18 protein-coding genes are annotated in these 21,019 nt (G+C 31.8%); 11 read left to right on the top strand and 7 right to left on the bottom strand.

What is annotated here, in order from left to right:
* The first annotated feature begins 8 nt into the window (after positions 1 to 8).
* Positions 9 to 1,661, top strand: a complete 1,653-nt coding sequence (locus tag OO775_RS02590; RefSeq protein WP_264845449.1) for a BatD family protein — start codon at positions 9 to 11, stop codon at positions 1,659 to 1,661.
* A 107-nt stretch (positions 1,662 to 1,768) separates the two neighbouring features.
* On the opposite strand, the gene panC is transcribed toward OO775_RS02590, so the two are convergent.
* Positions 1,769 to 2,617: a pantoate--beta-alanine ligase gene (panC, locus tag OO775_RS02585; protein WP_264845448.1), complete on the bottom strand. Its 849-nt coding sequence runs from the start codon at positions 2,615 to 2,617 to the stop codon at positions 1,769 to 1,771.
* Positions 2,618 to 2,720: 103 nt separating this feature from the next.
* Between panC and OO775_RS02580 the strand changes: the two genes are divergently transcribed.
* From OO775_RS02580 to OO775_RS02570, 3 genes are all read left to right on the top strand, one after another.
* Positions 2,721 to 3,524 carry a glycogen/starch synthase gene (locus tag OO775_RS02580; protein WP_264845447.1) on the top strand — a complete coding sequence of 268 codons (804 nt, stop codon included), beginning with the start codon at positions 2,721 to 2,723 and terminating at the stop codon, positions 3,522 to 3,524.
* A gap of 18 nt (positions 3,525 to 3,542) precedes the next feature.
* Positions 3,543 to 5,117, top strand: coding sequence for a DUF4270 domain-containing protein (locus OO775_RS02575; RefSeq protein ID WP_264845446.1), 1,575 nt, complete (start codon positions 3,543 to 3,545; stop codon positions 5,115 to 5,117).
* Between the two features lie 66 nt (positions 5,118 to 5,183).
* Positions 5,184 to 5,942, top strand: a complete 759-nt coding sequence (locus OO775_RS02570; protein WP_264845445.1) for a type III pantothenate kinase — start codon at positions 5,184 to 5,186, stop codon at positions 5,940 to 5,942.
* Here OO775_RS02570 and rlmB read toward each other — a convergent pair whose 3' ends face one another.
* The 4 genes from rlmB to OO775_RS02550 are packed head-to-tail and all read right to left on the bottom strand — an operon-like array spanning position 5,943 to position 8,456.
* Positions 5,943 to 6,677, bottom strand: a complete 735-nt coding sequence (gene rlmB, locus OO775_RS02565; RefSeq protein ID WP_264845444.1) for a 23S rRNA (guanosine(2251)-2'-O)-methyltransferase RlmB — start codon at positions 6,675 to 6,677, stop codon at positions 5,943 to 5,945.
* Positions 6,678 to 6,690: 13 nt separating this feature from the next.
* On the bottom strand, positions 6,691 to 7,404 hold the full coding sequence (locus tag OO775_RS02560) for a tRNA1(Val) (adenine(37)-N6)-methyltransferase (protein ID WP_264845443.1): 714 nt from the start codon (positions 7,402 to 7,404) through the stop codon (positions 6,691 to 6,693).
* Between the two features lie 2 nt (positions 7,405 to 7,406).
* On the bottom strand, positions 7,407 to 7,931 hold the full coding sequence (gene rimM, locus OO775_RS02555) for a ribosome maturation factor RimM (protein WP_264845442.1): 525 nt from the start codon (positions 7,929 to 7,931) through the stop codon (positions 7,407 to 7,409).
* A 9-nt stretch (positions 7,932 to 7,940) separates the two neighbouring features.
* Entirely contained in the window at positions 7,941 to 8,456 is a 516-nt protein-coding gene (locus tag OO775_RS02550) for a 30S ribosomal protein S16 (protein ID WP_264845441.1), read from the bottom strand.
* Positions 8,457 to 9,019: 563 nt separating this feature from the next.
* Between OO775_RS02550 and OO775_RS02545 the strand changes: the two genes are divergently transcribed.
* The 7 genes from OO775_RS02545 to OO775_RS02515 all read left to right on the top strand — a co-directional run bounded on the left by OO775_RS02545 (position 9,020) and on the right by OO775_RS02515 (position 16,589).
* A complete protein-coding gene (locus OO775_RS02545; protein WP_264845440.1) occupies positions 9,020 to 10,495 on the top strand; it encodes an ankyrin repeat domain-containing protein in 1,476 nt (491 codons plus the stop codon).
* Positions 10,496 to 10,981, top strand: coding sequence for a DUF2271 domain-containing protein (locus OO775_RS02540; RefSeq protein ID WP_373874541.1), 486 nt, complete (start codon positions 10,496 to 10,498; stop codon positions 10,979 to 10,981).
* Positions 10,981 to 13,164 carry a PepSY domain-containing protein gene (locus OO775_RS02535; RefSeq protein ID WP_264845439.1) on the top strand — a complete coding sequence of 728 codons (2,184 nt, stop codon included), beginning with the start codon at positions 10,981 to 10,983 and terminating at the stop codon, positions 13,162 to 13,164. The genes OO775_RS02540 and OO775_RS02535 overlap by 1 nt, the downstream gene beginning before the upstream one ends.
* Before the next feature lie 30 nt (positions 13,165 to 13,194).
* On the top strand, positions 13,195 to 13,881 hold the full coding sequence (locus OO775_RS02530; RefSeq protein WP_264845438.1) for a response regulator transcription factor: 687 nt from the start codon (positions 13,195 to 13,197) through the stop codon (positions 13,879 to 13,881).
* A gap of 17 nt (positions 13,882 to 13,898) precedes the next feature.
* On the top strand, positions 13,899 to 15,182 hold the full coding sequence (locus OO775_RS02525; RefSeq protein WP_264845437.1) for a sensor histidine kinase: 1,284 nt from the start codon (positions 13,899 to 13,901) through the stop codon (positions 15,180 to 15,182).
* A gap of 75 nt (positions 15,183 to 15,257) precedes the next feature.
* The gene (locus OO775_RS02520) at positions 15,258 to 15,701 is read left to right on the top strand and encodes a PepSY-like domain-containing protein (RefSeq protein ID WP_264845436.1); all 444 of its coding nucleotides are present in this window, start codon (positions 15,258 to 15,260) and stop codon (positions 15,699 to 15,701) included.
* A gap of 54 nt (positions 15,702 to 15,755) precedes the next feature.
* Positions 15,756 to 16,589 (top strand): PepSY-like domain-containing protein, encoded by an 834-nt coding sequence (locus tag OO775_RS02515; RefSeq protein WP_264845435.1) that lies wholly within the window; start codon positions 15,756 to 15,758, stop codon positions 16,587 to 16,589.
* 67 nt (positions 16,590 to 16,656) lie between these two features.
* On the opposite strand, the gene OO775_RS02510 is transcribed toward OO775_RS02515, so the two are convergent.
* Both OO775_RS02510 and hemB read right to left on the bottom strand, forming a co-directional pair.
* Positions 16,657 to 19,797 carry a glycoside hydrolase family 2 TIM barrel-domain containing protein gene (locus tag OO775_RS02510; RefSeq protein ID WP_264845434.1) on the bottom strand — a complete coding sequence of 1,047 codons (3,141 nt, stop codon included), beginning with the start codon at positions 19,795 to 19,797 and terminating at the stop codon, positions 16,657 to 16,659.
* A gap of 198 nt (positions 19,798 to 19,995) precedes the next feature.
* Complete coding sequence (hemB, locus tag OO775_RS02505) at positions 19,996 to 20,982, bottom strand: porphobilinogen synthase (protein ID WP_264845433.1); 987 nt, start codon at positions 20,980 to 20,982, stop codon at positions 19,996 to 19,998.
* Positions 20,983 to 21,019 lie beyond the last annotated feature (37 nt).

Genomic DNA, 21,019 nt, shown 5'->3' with positions numbered 1-21,019 from the left:
TGAAAGTTATGAAATGTGTATTTTTTGAATATGAAAGAATAGTTTGGAAGCTATTTGTTTTTTACCTTATAGTTTATTCTGTTGAAGGATTTGCTCAAAATCAACCCAAAATTCAAACAGAAATTGATAGAAATTCGATAAAAATAGGCGAACAGATAAAATACCAAATTTCAGTAGAAACCTCAGATAATGAAGTTGTTACTTTTCCCGAAGGGCAGACTTTTTCTCCTTTGGAAATGGTTTCTTCCGCAGCAGTAGATACATTTCGCTTACAAGAAAAACAACGATTGGTTAAGAATTACTACCTTACACAATTCGATTCGGGAGTTTATACCATTGCTCGCCAACGAATTGGTATTGGAAACAATTTTTTTATGACTGATTCTTTGCAAGTACAGGTGCATAATGTAATTGTTGATACGCTCAAACAACCACTTTATGACATTAAACCAATAATTTCTGTAAAAAAACCTGCATCTAATGCTTTTTGGTGGTGGATTTTGATAATCGTTGTATTGATTCTTACTATTTTGGGATGTTATTTTCTTTTTTTCCGAAAGAAAAAACTATCCGAATCGGAAAAAATAGCGCTTTTACCAGCTTTTGACCGTGCTATTTTAGGACTTAAAAATTTGCAAAATTCAAAATATTTATTAGAATCCAAACATAAGGAATATTATTCGGAACTGACCGATATTGTTCGTCGATATTTGGAAGAAGAAGTACATATTTCTGCAACTGAAAGTACCACAGATGAGCTAATTACAAAACTCGAACTGCTTTTGGATAGTGAGCGATTGAATCTTTCTAAGGAAACCATATCTGATTTTAGACAAGTACTTCAAAAAGCCGATTTGGTAAAATTTGCCAAATCGCAACCTGCTGATTTCGAAGCTGAAACAGACAGAAGAACAATTGAAAATGTAGTTGTTAAAACCAAAGAAGCACTACCAGAGCCTACACAAGAAGAGAAAATGCAAGATGAACTGTATCGGCAAGAAATGCAGAAAAGACAACAGAAAACACGTCGAACAATTTTCATTACCATTAGTTCGTGTATTGTTTTTATTGTATTATGTATAGTTGGTGGTTGGTATTTTTATAAAAAGAATTTTATAGAAGGAACATCGGTTGAATATTTAGCAAAAAAAGAGTGGGTAACAAGTTCTTATGATTTTCCTCCTGTCAAAATAACAACTCCGTTAGTTTTAGAACGAAAAAAAGCTTCCAAAGCCTTTTTCTTTGCAAAAAAAGAATTCGTAATGGGAGATATTGAAAAAGGTTTTGTTATGAAACTAATACCGTTCAATCTTGGAGAAACAGCACAAAACCAAAACGAAGACATGTATTCGCAAGAAAATGTTGAAGCTGTTGTCAAAATGATAGAACATACTATTGAAAATCAGTTTAAAGCAAAAAACATCTTTACCAAACACGAAGAATACAGGTCTGTACAAGGCATACAAGGTATAAAAATTGCAGGAACTTTTGATAGAGAAGTTTCCTCAGGGAAATTTGTGAAAATAGGATATCAGAACTACGTTTTTGCACAAGGAGAAACCTTTGTACTGATAGCTTTTTATTATCCGAAGAAAACGGAACCGATTGATCAAGCGCTTATTGAGCGGATACTTTATTCGTTACGATTGGGTGAAGAATAGAAGGATTCCTAAAATGATTTTCGATTCAGTTAAAAATAAAAAAACGAAACTGCCTGCTTAGATAGTTTCGTTTTTATAATATATATCAAGTTTAAATTTTTTTACTTTTATAGAAGTTCAATGTTATCAATTAGGCGAACTCCTTGCAAATGAACAACGATAAATGCATGGTATTTTTCTCCTTGTTTTTTTTGTAAAACAGGTTGAAGCGTGTCGGAATGAGCAATGTTAAAATACTCTAAATGAAATTCGCTATGGGTATCATACAGCATTTTTATCCATTTTTGAATGGAAGCGATTTCTTCGGTTTGAAATAGTTTCTGAACCTCTTGCAATGATTGATAAATGAAACTTGCTTTTTGTTTCATCTCATCACTAAGTCGTTGATTACGAGAACTCATTGCAAGTCCGTTAGCCTCGCGTACAATAGGGCAAGGAACGATATTGACAGGGAGTTTTGTGGTTCGAACCATGCTTTTTATAATCAAAATTTGTTGATAATCTTTCTCTCCGAAATAGGCATTGGTTGGAGTTACAATCTCAAAAAGTTTTTTGACAATTGTACCAACTCCATCAAAATGACCAGGACGTGAAGCCCCTTCCATAACAAGATCAAGTCCTTCAAAATCAAATGAATCAGAAGAAATGTTGCCATTGTAAATATCTTCTGCCTCAGGTGTATAAATGAGAATATTGGTAGAAACAGATTCCAATTTGTCAATATCAGCTTGCAAAGTGCGTGGATATTTTTCCAAATCTTCAGCATTGTTAAACTGAGTTGGATTGACAAAAATACTTACCACAACCAAATCATTTTCACTCAAAGCTCGTTGAACAAGCGATAAATGCCCTTGATGTAGAGCCCCCATAGTTGGTACAAAGCCTATGGTTTGTTTAGTAGTAATAGCGGGTGCTAAATACGCTTTCACATCATTTTTTTTCTGAAAAATTTTCATTATAAAAATATTAAATTGTTGCAAAATTAAAAATAAATATGGATTTTTGAGGAATTTTTCGTAAATTTGTGCCGTGTAAATTTCTAAAAAGAAACGTAACTTTATGAATGGAAAGAAAATATTGTACGTTTGCTCAGAGGCGATGCCTTACGTTCCTGAAACTACGGTTTCTAAAATGGCACTTGAAGTAGCCAAAGCACTAAATACAACAGGAGCAGAAATCCGTTTATTTATGCCTCGTTACGGAAATATCAACGAACGAAGACATCAATTACACGAGGTTATTCGCCTCTCGGGGTTGAACTTGGTAGTCAATGATATTGATATGCCCTTGGTTATCAAAGTGGCTTCAATACCCAAAGAACGTATTCAGGTGTATTTTATTGATAATGATGAATACTTCCAACGCAAAACCGTTTCTTCTGATGAAAATGGGAAATTATTCCCTGACAATGATGAACGTTGTATTTTCTTTGCTAAAGGGATTGTTGAAACTATCAAAAAACTTAATTGGACTCCCGATATTATTCATATACAAGGTTGGCTTGGTGCATTGCTTCCGCTTTATTTGCGTACGTATTACAAAGATGAACCTATCTTTTCAACTTGTAAGATAATTACTTCGGTATTCAATGAAGAGTTTGCAGGAATGTTTGATAAAACAATGATAAAAAAAGTAGAATTTGATCAAATAGATAGCCAAGAAATAATTGGACTTGCCAAACCCAATTACGAAAACTTAATGCGTATTGCTGTACAACATTCTGATGCAATTATTGTTGTAGGAGATATGTTGAGTAAAAAAATTACAGATTTTATCAAAAAAGGAAAAAAACCAGTTTTGTATAATTCAGATACTGAAACATTTCAAGAAGCATATTTTAATTTTTATAATAAAATTTACTAATAAATAACATTGATATAAATGATAAAAATATATAAAAAAATTGTCCTACCAACAGCTTTTATCTTGCTATGGGCGTGTAATACCGATGATGATACCAAAATTTTGGAAAGTTCTATATTGGGAGCACATAATTATTCTACTCAAACGACTGATATTCCGATAGAAATTGAGAATATAAAAGTACAAAATATTCAAACCAATGCGCTTAATACCTATCAGTTAGGACAATTAACACAAGGCGATTTTGGAACTACATTGTCTTCAATTGTAACACAAGTTTCATTGAGTACACTTAATCCTACTTTTGGAAAGATAACACAAGAAAATGAAGGAAAAGCAGAGTATTATAATGAGAAAGAAACTGTTGAAAGTGCATATTTGTACTTACCTTTTTATAGTACAGCAAGCCAAACTACGGTTAATAATGAACAGGTAACTACCTACAAGTTAGATTCTATTTTCGGTAACAAGTCAGCAACTTTCAATTTGAATGTGAGTGAAATTGATTACTATTTGAGTGATACAGATACAAATTTGGGCAAAAAAGCTTATTTTTCTAACCAAAATATACCAACAAGCACCTCACTTGCTACTAATGTCTCTACTTCTATAAGTAGTTCACAAATTATTCGTTATCAGTTTGATGACCCAACAACAACTGATGATGAGTCTAAAAAAGAACGTGATAGATTAGCACCAGGAATTCGTATTGCGATAGACCCTGCTATTTTTCAAACTTATTTGCTTGATAAAGAAGGAGATAATGTTTTGAATAATAATGCAACATTTACTCAACTTCTTAAAGGAGTTATGATTTCACCGACTAATTTCTCTGATGATGTATTGGCGTTAATCAATCTTGCTAATGCGAAAATAGAGGTTGTTTATACCTATGTTCATAAGAAAGATGGACAAGAATATACCCAAAAAGGTCTTTATGAATTAAATTTGTTACGTGTAGTTACCTCACAAAATGCTACCATACAATATAGTATCGCTTTTAACAAGTATCAAGTAACCAATGATAATATAACAACTTCCACAGATAATATTTATCTTAAAGGCGGACAAGGTTATGTGGCAGAAGTGACCATTCCTGAAGCTAATATTCAGGAATTAAAAAATAAAAAAGCGCTAATTATCCAAGCTGATTTAATTTTTTATGTAGACCAAAACAAACAGAATTTGGCTAATATAAAGAAACAACCTTTGTATATGGTGGCATACAAAGCCAATTCGGGAGCTGTTTTAGAAGACTTTAAAACAGATGTTTCTTATAATAATAACGTGATAAGTTCGCTGGCAACTTTAAAATCAGATGCCGGTGGAAAATACTACAAATTGCGTATAACTGACCACGTAACAGAACTTATCAAAGGAGGAAAAAATGTAAAAATAGGAGTCGCTACATCAACTAATATTATTAGTAACTCAATGAATGCTAAGCTATACAATGATACAAATTCCACTGAAAGGTATACAGTAGTAGGAAATGCTGAAAGTCCCTTATGTACTATACTTTTTGGCAATAGTACCAATGTGAATGAATCGGTACGCTTTAAACTTCAAGTGCGTTATGCAACTCCAAAGTAAAATAAATATAAAGACGTTTTAATAGATATCAAAAAACGTCTTTTATTTTTTTAAATGAATATGAAAATGATTTTAGCAGTAAATATAGGAAATACAAACATTCGATTTGCTATTGTACAAGAGATGAAGGTTAAATTTTCTTGGACTATCAACACCAAACCTTATAAAACAGCAGGAGAATTCTTTATGCTTTTTCAAAGTTTTAAACAACAATATGTTACAGATATTGAAAAAATACATGCTATTGTAATTGGTTCGGTTGTACCTCTCCAAACACAGATTATAGCAAGAGTTTTAGGTAAAGCATTTAAACTTAATCCATTGATTGTCAGTAGAAATACACCTAGTGAAGTAACTCACCAATCAAACCAAATGGGAACAGATTTGTATGCAAATGCTGTGGCAGCTCATTATTTGTATGAAAAACGTAAGAAAATTATTGTGGATTTTGGCACAGCGCTTACTTTGACTGCTGTTGATGAGCAAGGGAAATTACTCGGGGTAATTATAGCCCCAGGGGTGATAACTTCACTTAATGCACTTGTTGGAAATACAGCGCAACTCCCTGATATAGAGCTTATAAAGCCAAAAGCTATCTTAGGAAAAGATACTGAAACTTGTATGCAAAGTGGGATAATTTACGGCTATTCTTCTATGGTTGAAGGACTTATAAAACGTATCAATGATTATTTGCAAGAAGATTGTTATGTAATATCAACAGGAGGATTGGGACATCTCTACAAGCCGTTTGTTCCTTCTATTCATATTGATGACAAATTACATACAATCAAAGGATTATGCAAACTATACGAGTTGAATAAGTAATTAAAAATTGGCTCTTTGTCTAACAATTTCGTACAGAAAAACACCACAGGCAACCGATACGTTCAATGAACTTATTTCGCCAAACATAGGAAGTTTTGCTCGCTCATCAATCACTCGAAGTACTGCTTGCGAAATGCCCGTATCTTCGGCTCCCATAACAATAGCTAAAGGTTCTTTGTACGAAATATCATAAATGAGTTGGGCTGTTTTTTCTGTTGCTCCCACTACTTTTATACCGCTTCCTTGCAAATAATATATGGCATCAACCAGATTATCAACTTTACAAATAGGTATGTTGAATATAGCGCCTGCTGAAGTTTTAACCATATCGGCAGAAATAGAAATTCCCTTATAAGGAATAATAATACCCGAAACGCCCGTGCATTCAGCAGTGCGGATAATTGCCCCGATATTTCTAACATCAGAAAGATGATCAAGAATGATAAATAGTGGATTTTTCCCACTTTCGGTAACAGACAAAATCAGTTCTTCTAATGGATAAAAATCAATAGGAGAAATCATAGCTACTACACCCTGATGATTTTTACGAGTAAGCCGATTGAGTTTTTCAATGGGTACAAACGAGTAAGCAATCTTCTCTTTCTCTAAAATAGTACGAAGTTCGCCAAACAAATCGCCTCGAAGTCCTTTTTGAACAAAGACTTTATCAATTGTTTTTCCCGATTTGACAGCTTCAATGATAGTGCGTATTCCAAAGATTTGATTATTTTCCATAAATAACTAATTTTCAACTATTTTTCTCAATATTTAGATAAAAATCTTTTGTAAGATTTATATATTCTGGTGTGTACTTATGACGAGAGATTTCGATACACAACTCCTTGTACTGAATTTTCTTTTTTTCAGTAGAAAAAATGAGCAAGCTCCGTTTGAAATCAATTTCAGCACGCCCTTTTATATGAGTTATTTGTTTGGGATATAAAGTGTTTTTACTTGCCAATTCTACGAATGATTTTTCTTCTTTGTAAGGAATAATAACAGCAAAATATCCGTCAGAAGCAATCAGCTTAGCTACACTATCAAGTAGTTTTTCAAAAGATAATGATTGAGTAGATCGAGCAATTTTTCGTTTTTGATTTGTCGAAATATAATCTTCGGTATAAAAAGGCGGATTAGAAATGATGATGTCATATTTTGAAAAACAATTCTCAGTAAAATTCTCAATATCAGTGTGATAACAATTTATTCGGTTTGCCCAAATACTTTTTTGTATATTGTAAAGGCATTCTTGATAGGTATCTTGATCTATTTCAACGGCATCAATTTCAGGGGTAGACATACGTTGAGCAATCATCAGTGAGAGTATTCCCGTGCCAGCACCAATATCTAAAACTTTGCTACAATCTACAATCGGTACGGAAGCACCGAGTAAGACACTATCTGTGCTTACTTTCATTGCGCTTTGTTCTTGTTTTATGGAAAATTGTTTGAAATAAAACATTATTACAAATACAAATCAATCAATCCTTCGGGAGTTTTCACTATAATTTTTTTTGATTTTCTATCAATTTTTATTAAAAATTCATCAATGGCAGGAATCAAAATTTCTTTTTCTTCGTTTTCAATTTCAAAAATAGCCTGTGGTGTAGTATCGTTTATCCCGATGATAGTTCCTATTTTTCCGTAATTAACATCTTCCATTGTAAAACCAATTACTTCGTGGAAGTAAAATTTATTTCCAGAGAGTTGTGGCAAAACCTCTAATGGCAAGTATAAATTGTGTTTCAGCAATGCTTCGGCATCAGCTTCTGAAATTACGTCTTCAAATTTAATTCGTAATAAATTAGATTTATGTAAAGAGCAATTTTCAATAAAAAATGGAACCAAGTTTTTGCCCATTTCGACAAAAATTGATTCCATATTTTCGTACATTTGCGGGTCGTCAGAGTCTAATTTTACTAAAACTTCCCCTTTAAAGCTGAATTTTGAGACAATTGTTCCTACATAGAAGCAATTTTCTTTCTTCATAAAATAGTATTATGCTTCAACTTGATTTGTTTCTTCACCTGTTTGTGTTTCTGCATCTTCTGCTGAAGTACTTGCTTTGGCAATAGCATCAGCTTTACGTTTTTCATTATAAGCTTTTTCAGCTTCTAATGCTTTGGTTTTAGCTTCGTGTTTTCCTTTTGCCAATGAATCTTTTTTGGCAACGATTTTATTTTCTTTCTCTTGAAGCCATGCTTGGAATTTAGCATCGGCTTGCTCTTGTGTTAGCGCACCTTTTTTGACACCACCCTCTAAGTGATGTTTTAGCAGTACTCCTTTGTAAGAAAGAATTCGACGAGCTGTTTCAGTTGGTTGGGCACCATTGTGCAACCATTTAACAGCGGCATCAACATTTAGCTCTATTTGAGCTGGATTAGTAATAGGGTTGTAAGTTCCTAATTTTTCAAGGAATTTACCATCTCTTTTTGCACGAGCATCGGCAGCAACTACCCAATAGAAAGGTTTTCCTTTCTTCCCGTGTCTTTGTAATCTAATTTTTACTGGCATAAATGATTAATTTGTTGAGGTTCACGACCTCTGGTTATTAATTTAGGGCGCAAAGTTACAATTTTTTCTGAATTAAACAAATTTTTTTACTGAATATAGAAAAATATTTTATTCAGACTATAATTTTTTTATAAAAAATTTGTAGTTTAAAAAAAAAAATATATATATTTGCAACAATATAATAACAAACAAAAAGTTACTTTTGTTACCTAAATCCAAGTATTGTTATGATTTTAGATTATCTTAAATACTTAATTTTGTATTATTGGCCAGCATTGAATATTTTTTTGCTATTTGTTATCATTGCAACACCCATTTATTTTTTGTATAAAATATATAAGATTTTAAGAGAACGAAACCAATAGCGTTGACATTGATTAAGAAAAGTATTAAAAGCCAGTTTTTACTGGCTTTTTTTATAAAACAAAAATTATTAAGAAATAGTTTAAATAAAAATATTTTTATATCTTTGCCCCAAATTTTGATTTATATTTGATGTAAAATACTGATGTTCATCATGATAAAAATATAGTTTTTTAATAAAATTTAATAATCAATAATAAATGAAAAAAATATCTTTGTTAATTGTTTTTATGATTGGTAGTATGGTTTTTGGACAAGTCAAAAATACGCTTTTGGAGAGAAGTTTTTGGAAAAAAGATACTGATATTGCCAAAGTAAAAACAGAAATTGAAAAAGGAAATAACCCATCACAGTTAGATACTAATGCTTTTGATCCCGTAACAATGGCTATTATGGCAGGAACTCCCGACGAAACTATTAAATTTTTGTTAGAACAAAAAGGAAATGAAATAGATAAACGAACTCACGATAGCCGAACTTACTTACATTGGGCGGCTTTTTCGGGAAATCTTAACATGGTTAATTATTTGATTTCTAAAGGATTTGATATAAATATAACAGATAGCCGAGGTATGTCGCCACTTGCTTTTGCTGCCGAACGATCGCAAATTGACGCCAATCTTTGTGAGGCTTTTTTTAAAGCAGGAGTTGATCCGAAACAAAAATATAAAAATGGAGAGACACTTCTTTTTATCGCAATATCTAATGATAAGGCTGATTTGGAATTAACTAATTATTTGATTTTTAAAGGAATGTCTTTATACGATACGGATAAAAATGGAAATTCTGTTTTTGATTATGCCACTAAAAAAGGAAATATTCCTCTACTAGAGAATTTAATAAAAAAAGGAGTTAAACCAACTCCTAACGCTATTATTTTTGCAGCTCAAGGAGCCAGACGTTTTGCCAATAGCCTTAATGTCTATGAATATTTGGTTAACGACCTGAAACTCAAAGCAAATTTTGTAAATAATGAGGGAAAAAATGCACTTCATTATATTGTTACCAAAGAAAATCAACAAGAGGTTATAAAATTCTTTTTATCTAAAAAAATAGCTGTAAATCAGGTAGATAAAGAAGGAAATACTCCTTTTATGATAGCAGCTTCGACCAAATATTTGGCATATTTGCAATTATTGCTTCCACAGCTAAAAAATATCAATTTGACTAATAATGAAGGAAAATCTGCATTGACCAATGCTATTGAATTTTCAGACGCCGAAGTTGTTACTTTTCTTTTAAAAAATAAAGCAAATGTGTTAATTAAAGATAAAAATGAAAATACATTGGCATATTATTTGATAGCGTCATACCAAGCACAAAATGAAGCAGCTTTTGACAAAAAACGAAACTTACTTGCTGAAAAAAATGTGGATTTTACAGCTCCTCAAAAAGATAAAAATACGCTTTTGCATATAGTAGCTTCGCAAAATAATTTGGCTTTACTTCAAAAAATTAGTGATTTTAAAATAGATGTAAATGCTAAGAATAATGTATCAGAAACGGCATTGCATAAGGCAGCAATGGTAGCCAAAAATGATGCTATTTTGAAATATTTGCTATCACAAGGAGCAAACAAAAGCGAAATTACTGAGCTGGGAGAAACAGCCTACGATTTGGCAAAAGAAAATGAAATTTTACAAAGAGAAAATATAGATATTGAATTTTTAAAATAAATGAAGATGCGTATATTGTACAAATTATTATTTATTATAGCTATTTGTTTTTCTTTGAGCCAAATTGTTGCTCAAAATAAATACAAATGTATGGTACAAATGACCAATTATGATGGAGAAGCGGCATATATTGTTGTTTCGTTGATAAATCTGCAAGGACAATACGAAAAGACCTTGTATATGATGGGCGATGATAGTGAATGGTACGATTCGCTCAAAGAATGGTTTAGTTTTTTCAAGAAAAAATCAACGAATATTGATGCGATTACAGGAGCTTCTATCACAGGAGGAAATCGGCAAACAATAATGCTTAATTTAGATGATAAACTTCTTGATAAAGGGTACAAAATCCGTTTTGAATCGGTAGTAGAAGACCAAAAATACTACACTACCGATGCGGAAGTTCCTTTCTCATCGCAAGAGATTACAGCCAAAACCGAAGGGAAAGGTTATATCCGTTATGTGAAATTTAGCAAAGCAAAATAATGACTTTATCTCTTTGGCGGTACACTCACTTGGGGCTGGCTATTGTTTGCTCTATTTTTTTGTTTATTACTTCTGTTACAGGCGGTATTTTAGCAGTACATTCAATAGACGAGCAAGTACCTTCGTATCGTTCCGAAAATTTTTCAAACATAACGCTCTCGCAATTAGTACCTGTTTTGCGAGAGCGTTATGTTGATATAACAGCCTTGACAATAGACCATCGAGGATTTGCATCAATAGAAGCTACAGATGACAATGGCGATGACATAAAAGGATATATTGATGTGAAAACAGGCGAAATTATTGGAAAGATAGAGAAAAAGAGTACGTTTATTCAATGGGTTACTTCACTGCATCGCTCTTTGTTTTTGCACGAATTGGGACGCATTTTTGTTGGGATAATTTCCTTTTTATTATTTTTGATAGCTTTCTCAGGGTTTATTTTGGTGATACGCCGACAGGAAAAATTTTGGTATTTTTTTTCAAAAATAGTAAAAGAAAATTTTGCACAATACTATCATATTATTTTGGGCAAATGGATGCTAATACCTATTTTAATTATCGCATTGACAGGAACTTATCTTTCTGTAAATCGATTTTTGATTTCGGAGAAAAAAATAATACATTCCATAGATTTTGAGCAAGTTTCTTTAATGGAAAATTCAATTGAAGTTGAAAATTTTGAAATTTTCAAAACGACTTTCTTATCTGATGTAAAGAGTGTTGAGTTCCCTTTTTCAAAAGATAAAGAAGATTATTTTTTGGTGAAACTTACAAATAAAGAAATCGTAATTCATCAGTATTCGGGAGATATTTTGAGTGAAATATTCTATCCAACTACTTCGGTATTAGCTACTTTAAGTTTAGATTTGCATACAGGGAGGACTCAGGTTTTTTGGGCTGTAATTTTACTAATAGCATGTGTTAGTATTTTATTTTTTATATTTTCAGGTTTTACAATTACTTTCTCAAGAAAAACATTGTCAATACAAAATCCGTTCAACCCCCATACAGCAGAAATAATTATATTATTTGGTTCAGAGGGTGGTAGCACATTGCATTTTGCTAATCAGGTGCATCAACAATTTCTCAAATTAGGGAAGAAATCTTTTCTGGAAGAATTAAATAACTACAAAAAATATCCTAAATCACATACGTTATTGATTTTTACAAGCACATACGGGATAGGAGAAGCTCCTTCTAATGCTAGAAAATTTGTTCGTTTGTTAGAAAAAAATCCTCAAAATCACGATATAAACTATGCTATTGTTGGTTTTGGTTCTACTTCATATCCTAGTTTTTGCCAATTTGCTTATAAAATAGAATCTGAATTAGAAAAAAAACGATGGGCAAAACCTCTTTTGAATATCCATACAATAGATAACAAATCGGCTACACAATGGATAGAATGGACAAAAAAATGGAATGAGACAACACATGTTCTACTGAGTGAAGAAAACTCGTTTTATCTGCCGAAATCTAAGCAAAAATATAAAATGAAGGTGGTTGAAAAAACATTTTTGACAGAGCGAGAGTCTGTTTTTTCGGTACAACTTAAAACGAAAAAAAAATTTACTTCGGGTGATTTGTTGGCAATTTATGTAGGTGAGCAGGAACGACTTTATTCCATTGGAAAAATAAATAAAAATATACACCTGATTGTAAAGTTATATTCGCATGGAATAGGTTCGAATTTTCTTTATAATCTCAAAAAAGGAGATAGAATAGAAGCACGAATAATAAAAAATTCGTATTTTCATCTTCCTAAAAAGGAAAAAGAAATTCTTTTCGTTGCTAATGGAACAGGAATTGCACCTTTCTTAGGAATGATTGAGCAAAATGAAAAGAAAAAATGCTATCTTTACGCAGGTTTTCGTTATTATACTCCAATAATTGGTAAATATGAGACTTTTTTTCAAGCTCAAAAGACTAAAAATAAGTTGGAAAACTATCAGTTTGCATTTTCAAAAGAAAATAATTATTGTTATGTAAATCAATTATTGGAAAAAGATGCTATATTTGTCGCACAATTCTTGCAAAGAGGAGGTGTTATAATGATTTGTGGCTCGTTAGCAATGTACAAAGATGTAGAGGCAATTTTGGACAGAATATGTATGCAATATACAGATAATCAATGGGAATATTATAAACAAAATGGACAATTTTTAGTTGATTGTTACTGATTTTATAAACTTTTATATTCTATAATTCTTATGAAAATATTACTTATTGAAGACGAAAAAGAATTACAAAAAGTAATAAAAACCTATCTTAAACAAGAAAAATATCTTGTAGAGACAGCAGATACTTATCGTTTGGGATTAGATAAAATAATTTCGTATGATTATGATTGTATTTTGCTTGATATAATGTTGCCAGGAGGTAGTGGAATACAACTTTTGGAGGAATTAAAAAAGATGGGTAAAAAAGATTCTGTCATTATTATTTCTGCCAAAGATTCAGTAGAAGATAAAGTTACAGGATTAGAATTAGGGGCAGATGATTATCTGGCAAAACCTTTTCATTTGGCAGAATTATTGGCAAGAATTAAATCTATCATACGTAGAAAAAATCAGCAAGGGATTGATTATGTAGAGTTTAATAATGTGAAAATTTTTCCTGATCAGCGCAAAGTAATTGTTGGAGTAAGTGAAATGTCTTTGAATCGTAAAGAATATGATTTGTTGTATTATTTTTTACTTCGTCCAGACAAATTGGTTCAAAAAACAACACTTGCCGAGGCAATTTGGGGAGATGATGCCGACCAAGCAGATAGTTTAGATTTTATTTATTCACAAATTAAAAATTTGCGTAAAAAATTAAAATTGAACAATGCAACTATTGATTTTCAAGCGGTTTATGGTATTGGATATAAACTCATAGCAACAGACGAACAATAGTTTACATAGGTTTTGTGATGAAAATTTCGTTAAAAACATACATATTACGTCATCTTTTTATTGCTTTCCTTATCATAATGGCGATATGGGCTGTTTTGTTCTACGCATATATGTTGGACGAAGTATATGATAATGTTGATGATGGATTGAAAAATCAGAAAATAGCTATTATTCGTGAGGCGTATAAAAATCCATCTTTATTGGAAATTAACGAATATGAAATTAACCAATTTCGAATTCTGCCAGCCAAGGAAATTTTTAATGAACGCAATCAGTTTTCCAACGAGTTTTATTATATGCCGTATGACGAAGAAATGGAGCCTTATCGGGTTCTTAAAACAGGGTTTTATGCTTCTGACGGGCAACCATATACGCTCGAAATACGTACTTCAACAGTTGAAGAAGATGACCTCTTGCTTGACTTTGCGGTAGCACTTGTAGTTTTGTACATTGTGTTGGTGTTGAGTGTATTTTTTATCAATCGATTTGTTATTAAGAAAGTATGGAAACCTTTCAATACGATTCTGGGAAATCTGAACCATTACGAATTTGGAAACGAATCTGATTTGCAACCTGTGAAAACGAATGTAATTGAGTTCTATCGGCTTGACAGAAGTATTCACCAAATGTGGCAACGCAATGAACAGATTTTCGAAGAGCAAAAAACATTTATCGAAAATGCTTCACACGAATTACAAACCCCTTTGGCAATTGTAATTAACAAAATGGAATTATTATTAGAAGATGAAACTCTCTCAGAGCAACATTTGCAACAATTGGCTACAATAAAGATTGATTTGTCTCGACTTGTAGGTCTAAATAAAGCGCTTCTGACACTTTCTCGCATTGAAAATAAACAATATAAAGAAGTAGAATCGGTCAATTTCGTTCATTTGGCTCAAAATATAATTGATAATTTTGCAGAATTGTTAGAATATAAAGAAATTAAATTTAATATCAATAGTAAGAAAGATTTTGTTTGTCAGATAAATAAAAATTTGGCTATGATATTGATTTCTAACTTGATACGTAATGCGATAAAGTATAATTTGCATGGAGGAATTATCGAAATAGAAAGCAATATGACTTCTTTTTCTATTAAAAATACAGGAAAAAATACTTCATTGAATTCTGATATAATTTTTACTCGCTTTTATAAAGATATGGAAAGCAATACATCCAATGGTTTGGGCTTGGCTATTGTCAAATCAATTATCAATACATATCCATATCTATCAATTGCCTACTTTTTCCAAGAAGGAAAACATTGTTTCTGCATCAAAAAAGAAAAAAGTTTTTAAAAAATATTTTATTCCCATTTCTTTCCCAAATTGAGGTCTAATTTTGCACTATAAATAATTCAAAAAAAGAAAAAGATGAGAAATTTTACCAAATTAGTAGGAGTTTGTATTGCTATTTTTATGACTAATTGTGCTGTAGCACAAGATAAAGTGATAACTTTTGCAGAGCTTCCTGCCAAAGCACAAACATTTATCAAAACACACTTTGACCAAAAAGAAGTAGCAAGTGTGTATGAAGATACAGAATATATGGTGCAAAAAGAATATTCTGTATATTTGAATGATGGAACCGAATTAGAATTTTTTTCTAATGGAGATTGGGAAGAAGTGAAAACAAGAACAGGACAAGTACCTGATAAAATTATCCCTTCTGCCATAACACAACATATACAGAAACAATTTCCAAGTACGTTTGTAAAAGAAATTAAAAAGAAACGATATGGATATGAAGTAGAAATTTCTAATGGATTAGATTTGGAATTCAACAAAAACGGGAAATTTTTACGAATAGATGACTAATCTACCATTAACTAAAAACAAAAATTAGTATTAACAAATTTAATTATTATATCAATGAGAAATTTTATTAAAAATCTGGCGATTATTATTTTTGGTACGTCGCTAATGGCATTTTCTTGTAGTAAAGATAATGATGTAACAATTCCTTTTACAAATTTACCAAATCAAACGCAATCATTTGTAAATGAGTATTTTAAAGGAATGTCAGTTATTAAAGCTGAAAATGAAGCAAACGGAGGATACTCTGTTGATTTGTCTAATGGAGTTGAAATAGACTTTGACAAAGATGGAAATTGGAAAAAAGTTGATGCTCGTGATGGGCAAGCTCTTTCTAACACGGCATTTATTCCTCAAAACATTGTAGAATATATAGCTCAAAATTATCCAAAAAATGCGATAAATGGAATTGAGAAAAAAACAACAGGATATGAAGTAGAACTAGTGGGAATTCAGAAAGATATTTATTTCGATGTGAATGGATTACCTACAGATACTAAACCTTCTGATGATGCAGGGAATGCTAATTCAAATACAAACCAATTACCTCAGCAAGCAAGTACATTTTTGAATACATATTTCAAAAATGTTCAAATATCAAATACTAAATTTGAAAAAGATGACATAGAGATTTTGTTATCAAATGGAGTTAAAATTGATTTTGACTTGAAAGGAAATTGGAAAGAAGTTGATGCTCGTGATGGACAAGCTCTTTCTAATACTGCATTTATTCCTCAAAACATTGTAGAATATGTAGTTCAAAATTATACAAACAATGCCATAAATGGAATTGAGAAAAAAGCAAATGGTGATTATGAAGTAGAATTTGTAGGTTTCGATTATGAAGTTGTTTTTGACCAAAATGGAACTTATAAATACATAAAAGATTAAGAAGTTTTGATTTAGTATAAAAGGGAATTGTTTTAGATAAGCAATTCCCTTTTTTATAGATATAATTTTATTTAATTGGGATAATTCGGTAAGAATACGAATAGGGTCTATGTAAGTATAATAAATATTTTTCCATAGGAAAATTTCCCCAACTGTTATCGCCTCCAAGCCCTAATTGACGTAGGTCTATATCCAAATGAATGTATTGGTCTTTTATAAGTTCTGCTGAATGGGTTTGTCCTTTTTGCTCGCCAGGATAAAGAGATGCAGGGCTGTATGGTAATACGTTTATATTGAGTAAATTAGATTCGGATTGAATTAAAAATCCACTACCATCTTTGCGAAGTAATTTTGCAAAACGAACTTGGGTTTTATTACCTGATTCTTGTGGGCGTACATATTGATGATATTGTTCATCAATAGTTCCTTTGTAAAGCCCTACAAATGATGCTGTTTTTCGGTCTTCGTAATTTTCCCAAGGACCTCGTCCATACCATTCTATGTAGACAAAATCATTGGAAAGAGTTAAGTGATTTCCTATCTTGAATGTTAGCTCTTGGCTTTCTTTTAAAGGAGTGAGTGAATTATTTATCAATACACTTCCTTTTCCGTCGAAGGTAAGAGTTTGTACAAATGAAATACTTTCATTTAATAATTTTTTAGAGATGAGAATTTGTTTTTGTCCATCATTCAGATTCGTAATTTCAATGTTTTCTATTTTTGCATTTTGGTCAACATAGCGTAAGTTTTTCAGTTTTTCAGGTAATCCTGCTCCAAAATCATTATCTGTAGCAGGTCGCCATAAATTTAAGAATAATCCATCGCTTTCTAATATATTTTTGGAAGTTTTATATGTGATGAGTCTTCCTTTTTCTTTTGAAAAGGTCGCCAAAAAATTTTTATTTTTTAATATAATCTCTTTGTCAGAATTTTGAACCATAATCGGCGTTGTATCAACTTCATATAAAGGTTTTTGATAAGAATTTAACTGAAATTCAGCAAAGGCAAGAGGTGTATTGGCGGGTAATAAACCTTCTTTTTCTTTTAGAGATGCTTCGATTTGTAAAAAGTATTCGTTTTTGTTATCTAATAAAGAAGAAATAGGTAGCGAATAATAGTTTTTATTACGAGCCAATATAGTTACATTCTTGATAATTCCTTGCTTGAATGAAACACCATTTTTCAGAAGTTTCCAGCTAAAAGTAAAATTTGATAAATCACGAAAGAAGTATTTATTCTCAATCAGTAATTTGTCTTCTTTGAAGTCAAAACCAATTTCTTGATAAACTTTGCGAACTTCGAAAGAATGCGGGTGCAAACTTCTATCCGAGGCAACTACTCCGTTTATGAGAAAGTTATTATCGCTTGGTATATTTTTATCACCGAAATCTCCTCCGTAGGCTAAAATTGTTTGCCCAGAGCTTGTTTTTTTGAAAATACCTTGGTCAGCCCAATCCCAGATGTATCCACCTTGCAGACCAGGATAATTTTCAAAAACGTCCCAATATTCTTGAAGATTTCCGATACTATTTCCCATTGCGTGTGCGTATTCACAAAGTAAAAAAGGTTTTTTAGGGTGAGATAATCCATAATTTATTAAGAAAGGAATTCTACGATACATACGAGATTCAATGTCAGTATTCCAGTCATAATGAGCTAATTCATAATGAATAGGGCGTATAGGGTCTAAACCTTTTAATTGTTTGTACGCTTGATAAAAGTTCCAACCATTACCCGCTTCATTCCCTAAGCTCCATATAATGATACTTGGAAAGTTTTTATCTCGTTCATACATACGTCGAACACGTGAGGTATGTGCTTCTTCCCAGATAGGGTCTGTGGCAAGAGTCCGGTCGGGGTGATATCCCATTGCGTGAGTTTCTACATTTGCTTCGTCCATAACATATAAACCGTATTGATCACAAAGCTCATAAAAATAAGGGTCATTAGGATAGTGTGAAGTACGTACGCTATTTAGGTTTAGAGTTTTCATTAAACGAACATCTTGCTCCATACTTTTTTTACTTATAACTTGTCCTGTATATGGGTCGGTTTCGTGCCGATTAACTCCTTTAATAAAAATACGTTTTCCATTAACTAACAAATCACTTCCTTTAATCTCAATACTACGAAATCCAATTTTAAGATTTACAACTTCGGTAATTTGTTGTTTATTATCTTTGAGTATAATTTCTAATCGATACAGATTAGGAATTTCGGCACTCCATTGTTTTATAAAAGGGATAATAGCTTGAAAATGAAGTTCAGTTTTGCCTTTTTTTCGTTGTAATTGTACAATATTTTGTTCTTGTTGCCATATACTTTGGTTCAAATTGTCAAATAAATGTGCTTGAAGTGTATAATCTTTCTTATTTTCATTAGTTTCATTCCAAATTTGAACAAATAGATTAAGATTTCCGTCGGAATAACCATTAGTAAGACTTGGTTGAGCTTTAATATCATACAAATGTACCTGTGGGCGAGCATAAATGTAACAATCGCGTGTAATTCCAGATAAGCGCCACATATCTTGAGCTTCTAAAAAACTTCCATCAGACCAACGTCTCACTTCCATAGCAATCTGATTTTTTCCTATTGTAACGTAACTTGTAATATCAAATTCAGAAGGGAGCTTACTATCTTTCCCAACACCCACAAATTTTCCATTTATATAGAGTTTAAATGCAGATTTAACAGCTCCCAAGTGTAGATATATTTTTTCATTTTGCCATTGGGAAGGAATTGTAAATTCTTTTCGATATAATCCACCAGGTTGTGCAATACTATCAGGAATATCTGGCGGATTCGGATTTTTCATTGCAAATTCGTAGAAAGGATTTACATAAATAGGTACGCCATAACCATTTACTTCCCAAATAGCAGGAACTTCTATATCTCCCCATTCAGTATCATTATACGTTGTATTGAAAAAATTTTGGGGTAGTTGTTTGTAATCTTCTTTCCAGAGAAATTTCCACTTGCCGTTCAAATCAATATATCGATTTGATGATTTGTAATCTTTACTCTGGGCTTTTTCACTATTTTCAAAAGGAAAATAATGACTACGCATAGGTAAACGATTGATTTCTTGTACCGAAGGATTTTCGAAAATGCTGTCTAAAAAAGATTTAGTTTGTGCATAAAATTTAGAAGAAACTAAAAAAAAACTACCAAAACTAAAAAATAAAGCTCTTATTATATTTTTCATAACGATTTTTTTATGATTATATGATGATAAAATTTTATAAAGAATACAATAAAAAAAACAATTTTTTCTCATTTTATTTCATAATAAATAAAATATAGTATAAAAAATAAATGTTTTACTCAATATTTGTTGATTATTGAATTGTTTTGATATGAAATTAGCATACTTTATTGTTCCATTGCGGAATAAAAATCGGCTTTAAAGTAATTTGACAACATCTTTTGCAAAATAACTTGCAATAAGGTCTGCACCAGCACGTTTTATGGCATATATTTGTTCGAGCATCACAGCGTCATGGTCAAGCCAACCTTTTTCTGAGGCCGCTTTTATCATAGCATATTCTCCCGAAACTTGATATACAGATACAGGTACATTTACACAATTTTTGACCTCTCGAACAATATCTAGATAGCATAAACCAGGTTTTACCATTACAATATCGGCTCCTTCTTCGATATCAGACTCGACTTCCCGAAGGACTTCTATTCGGTTGGCATAATCCATCTGATATGTTTTTTTATCTTTTGGAATATTCTGAACATCAACGGGAGCGCTATCCAGAGCATCACGGAACGGACCATAGAAAGCCGAAGCATATTTGGCACTATATGCCATGATCCCAATATTGGTTAAATTGTTATTATCCAGTGTGTTACGTATAGATAAAATACGTCCGTCCATCATATCACTTGGTGCTACAAAATCAGCACCAGCTTGTGCGTGCGAAAGAGCCATTTGTGAAAGCACTTCGACAGTTGGGTCGTTTATTATTTGTCCGTTTTCGATAATTCCGTCATGACCAAAAATCGAATATGGGTCAAGAGCCACATCGGTCATAACAAGTATTTGCGGTACAGCATTTTTTATACAATCAATAGCTCGTTGCATAAGTCCATTCGGATTGAGTGCTTCAGTTCCTTTGTTATCTTTCAGATTGTCAGGAACTTTCACGAAAAGCAAAACGGATTTTAGTCCCAATAGACATAATTCTTTGATTTCCTTTTCTAACAAATCTAAGCTATATCGAAAATAATTGGGCATTGAAGGGATTTCTTCCTTAATACCTTTGCCTTCAACAATGAATAAAGGTACAATAAAATCATTGGGAGTAATTACAGTTTCTCGTACTAAACTTCGGATAACTTCGTTAGTTCTCAAACGTCTGTTTCTTCTTAAAATATTCATTTTGAAAAAAATAATGACAAAATTACAATTTTTTCAA

It is taken from the genome of Capnocytophaga catalasegens, assembly GCF_026005215.1.
In the GTDB taxonomy this organism is placed as follows: domain Bacteria; phylum Bacteroidota; class Bacteroidia; order Flavobacteriales; family Flavobacteriaceae; genus Capnocytophaga; species Capnocytophaga catalasegens.
This window is presented reverse-complemented; position numbering and strand designations above follow the sequence as displayed.

Bases quoted from the DNA above. Each gene is read 5' to 3' on its own strand.
- hemB (WP_264845433.1), bottom strand. From the start codon at position 20,982: ATGAATATTTTAAGAAGAAACAGACGTTTGAGAACTAACGAAGTTATC.
- OO775_RS02570 (WP_264845445.1), top strand. From the start codon at position 5,184: ATGATTTTAGCAGTAAATATAGGAAATACAAACATTCGATTTGCTATT.
- OO775_RS02560 (WP_264845443.1), bottom strand. From the start codon at position 7,404: ATGTTTTATTTCAAACAATTTTCCATAAAACAAGAACAAAGCGCAATG.
- OO775_RS02590 (WP_264845449.1), top strand. From the start codon at position 9: ATGAAATGTGTATTTTTTGAATATGAAAGAATAGTTTGGAAGCTATTT.
- OO775_RS02540 (WP_373874541.1), top strand. From the start codon at position 10,496: ATGAAGATGCGTATATTGTACAAATTATTATTTATTATAGCTATTTGT.
- rlmB (WP_264845444.1), bottom strand. From the start codon at position 6,677: ATGGAAAATAATCAAATCTTTGGAATACGCACTATCATTGAAGCTGTC.
- OO775_RS02545 (WP_264845440.1), top strand. From the start codon at position 9,020: ATGAAAAAAATATCTTTGTTAATTGTTTTTATGATTGGTAGTATGGTT.
- OO775_RS02580 (WP_264845447.1), top strand. From the start codon at position 2,721: ATGAATGGAAAGAAAATATTGTACGTTTGCTCAGAGGCGATGCCTTAC.
- OO775_RS02535 (WP_264845439.1), top strand. From the start codon at position 10,981: ATGACTTTATCTCTTTGGCGGTACACTCACTTGGGGCTGGCTATTGTT.
- OO775_RS02515 (WP_264845435.1), top strand. From the start codon at position 15,756: ATGAGAAATTTTATTAAAAATCTGGCGATTATTATTTTTGGTACGTCG.
- OO775_RS02510 (WP_264845434.1), bottom strand. From the start codon at position 19,797: ATGAAAAATATAATAAGAGCTTTATTTTTTAGTTTTGGTAGTTTTTTT.
- OO775_RS02520 (WP_264845436.1), top strand. From the start codon at position 15,258: ATGAGAAATTTTACCAAATTAGTAGGAGTTTGTATTGCTATTTTTATG.
- OO775_RS02575 (WP_264845446.1), top strand. From the start codon at position 3,543: ATGATAAAAATATATAAAAAAATTGTCCTACCAACAGCTTTTATCTTG.
- OO775_RS02525 (WP_264845437.1), top strand. From the start codon at position 13,899: ATGAAAATTTCGTTAAAAACATACATATTACGTCATCTTTTTATTGCT.
- panC (WP_264845448.1), bottom strand. From the start codon at position 2,617: ATGAAAATTTTTCAGAAAAAAAATGATGTGAAAGCGTATTTAGCACCC.
- OO775_RS02550 (WP_264845441.1), bottom strand. From the start codon at position 8,456: ATGCCAGTAAAAATTAGATTACAAAGACACGGGAAGAAAGGAAAACCT.
- OO775_RS02530 (WP_264845438.1), top strand. From the start codon at position 13,195: ATGAAAATATTACTTATTGAAGACGAAAAAGAATTACAAAAAGTAATA.
- rimM (WP_264845442.1), bottom strand. From the start codon at position 7,931: ATGAAGAAAGAAAATTGCTTCTATGTAGGAACAATTGTCTCAAAATTC.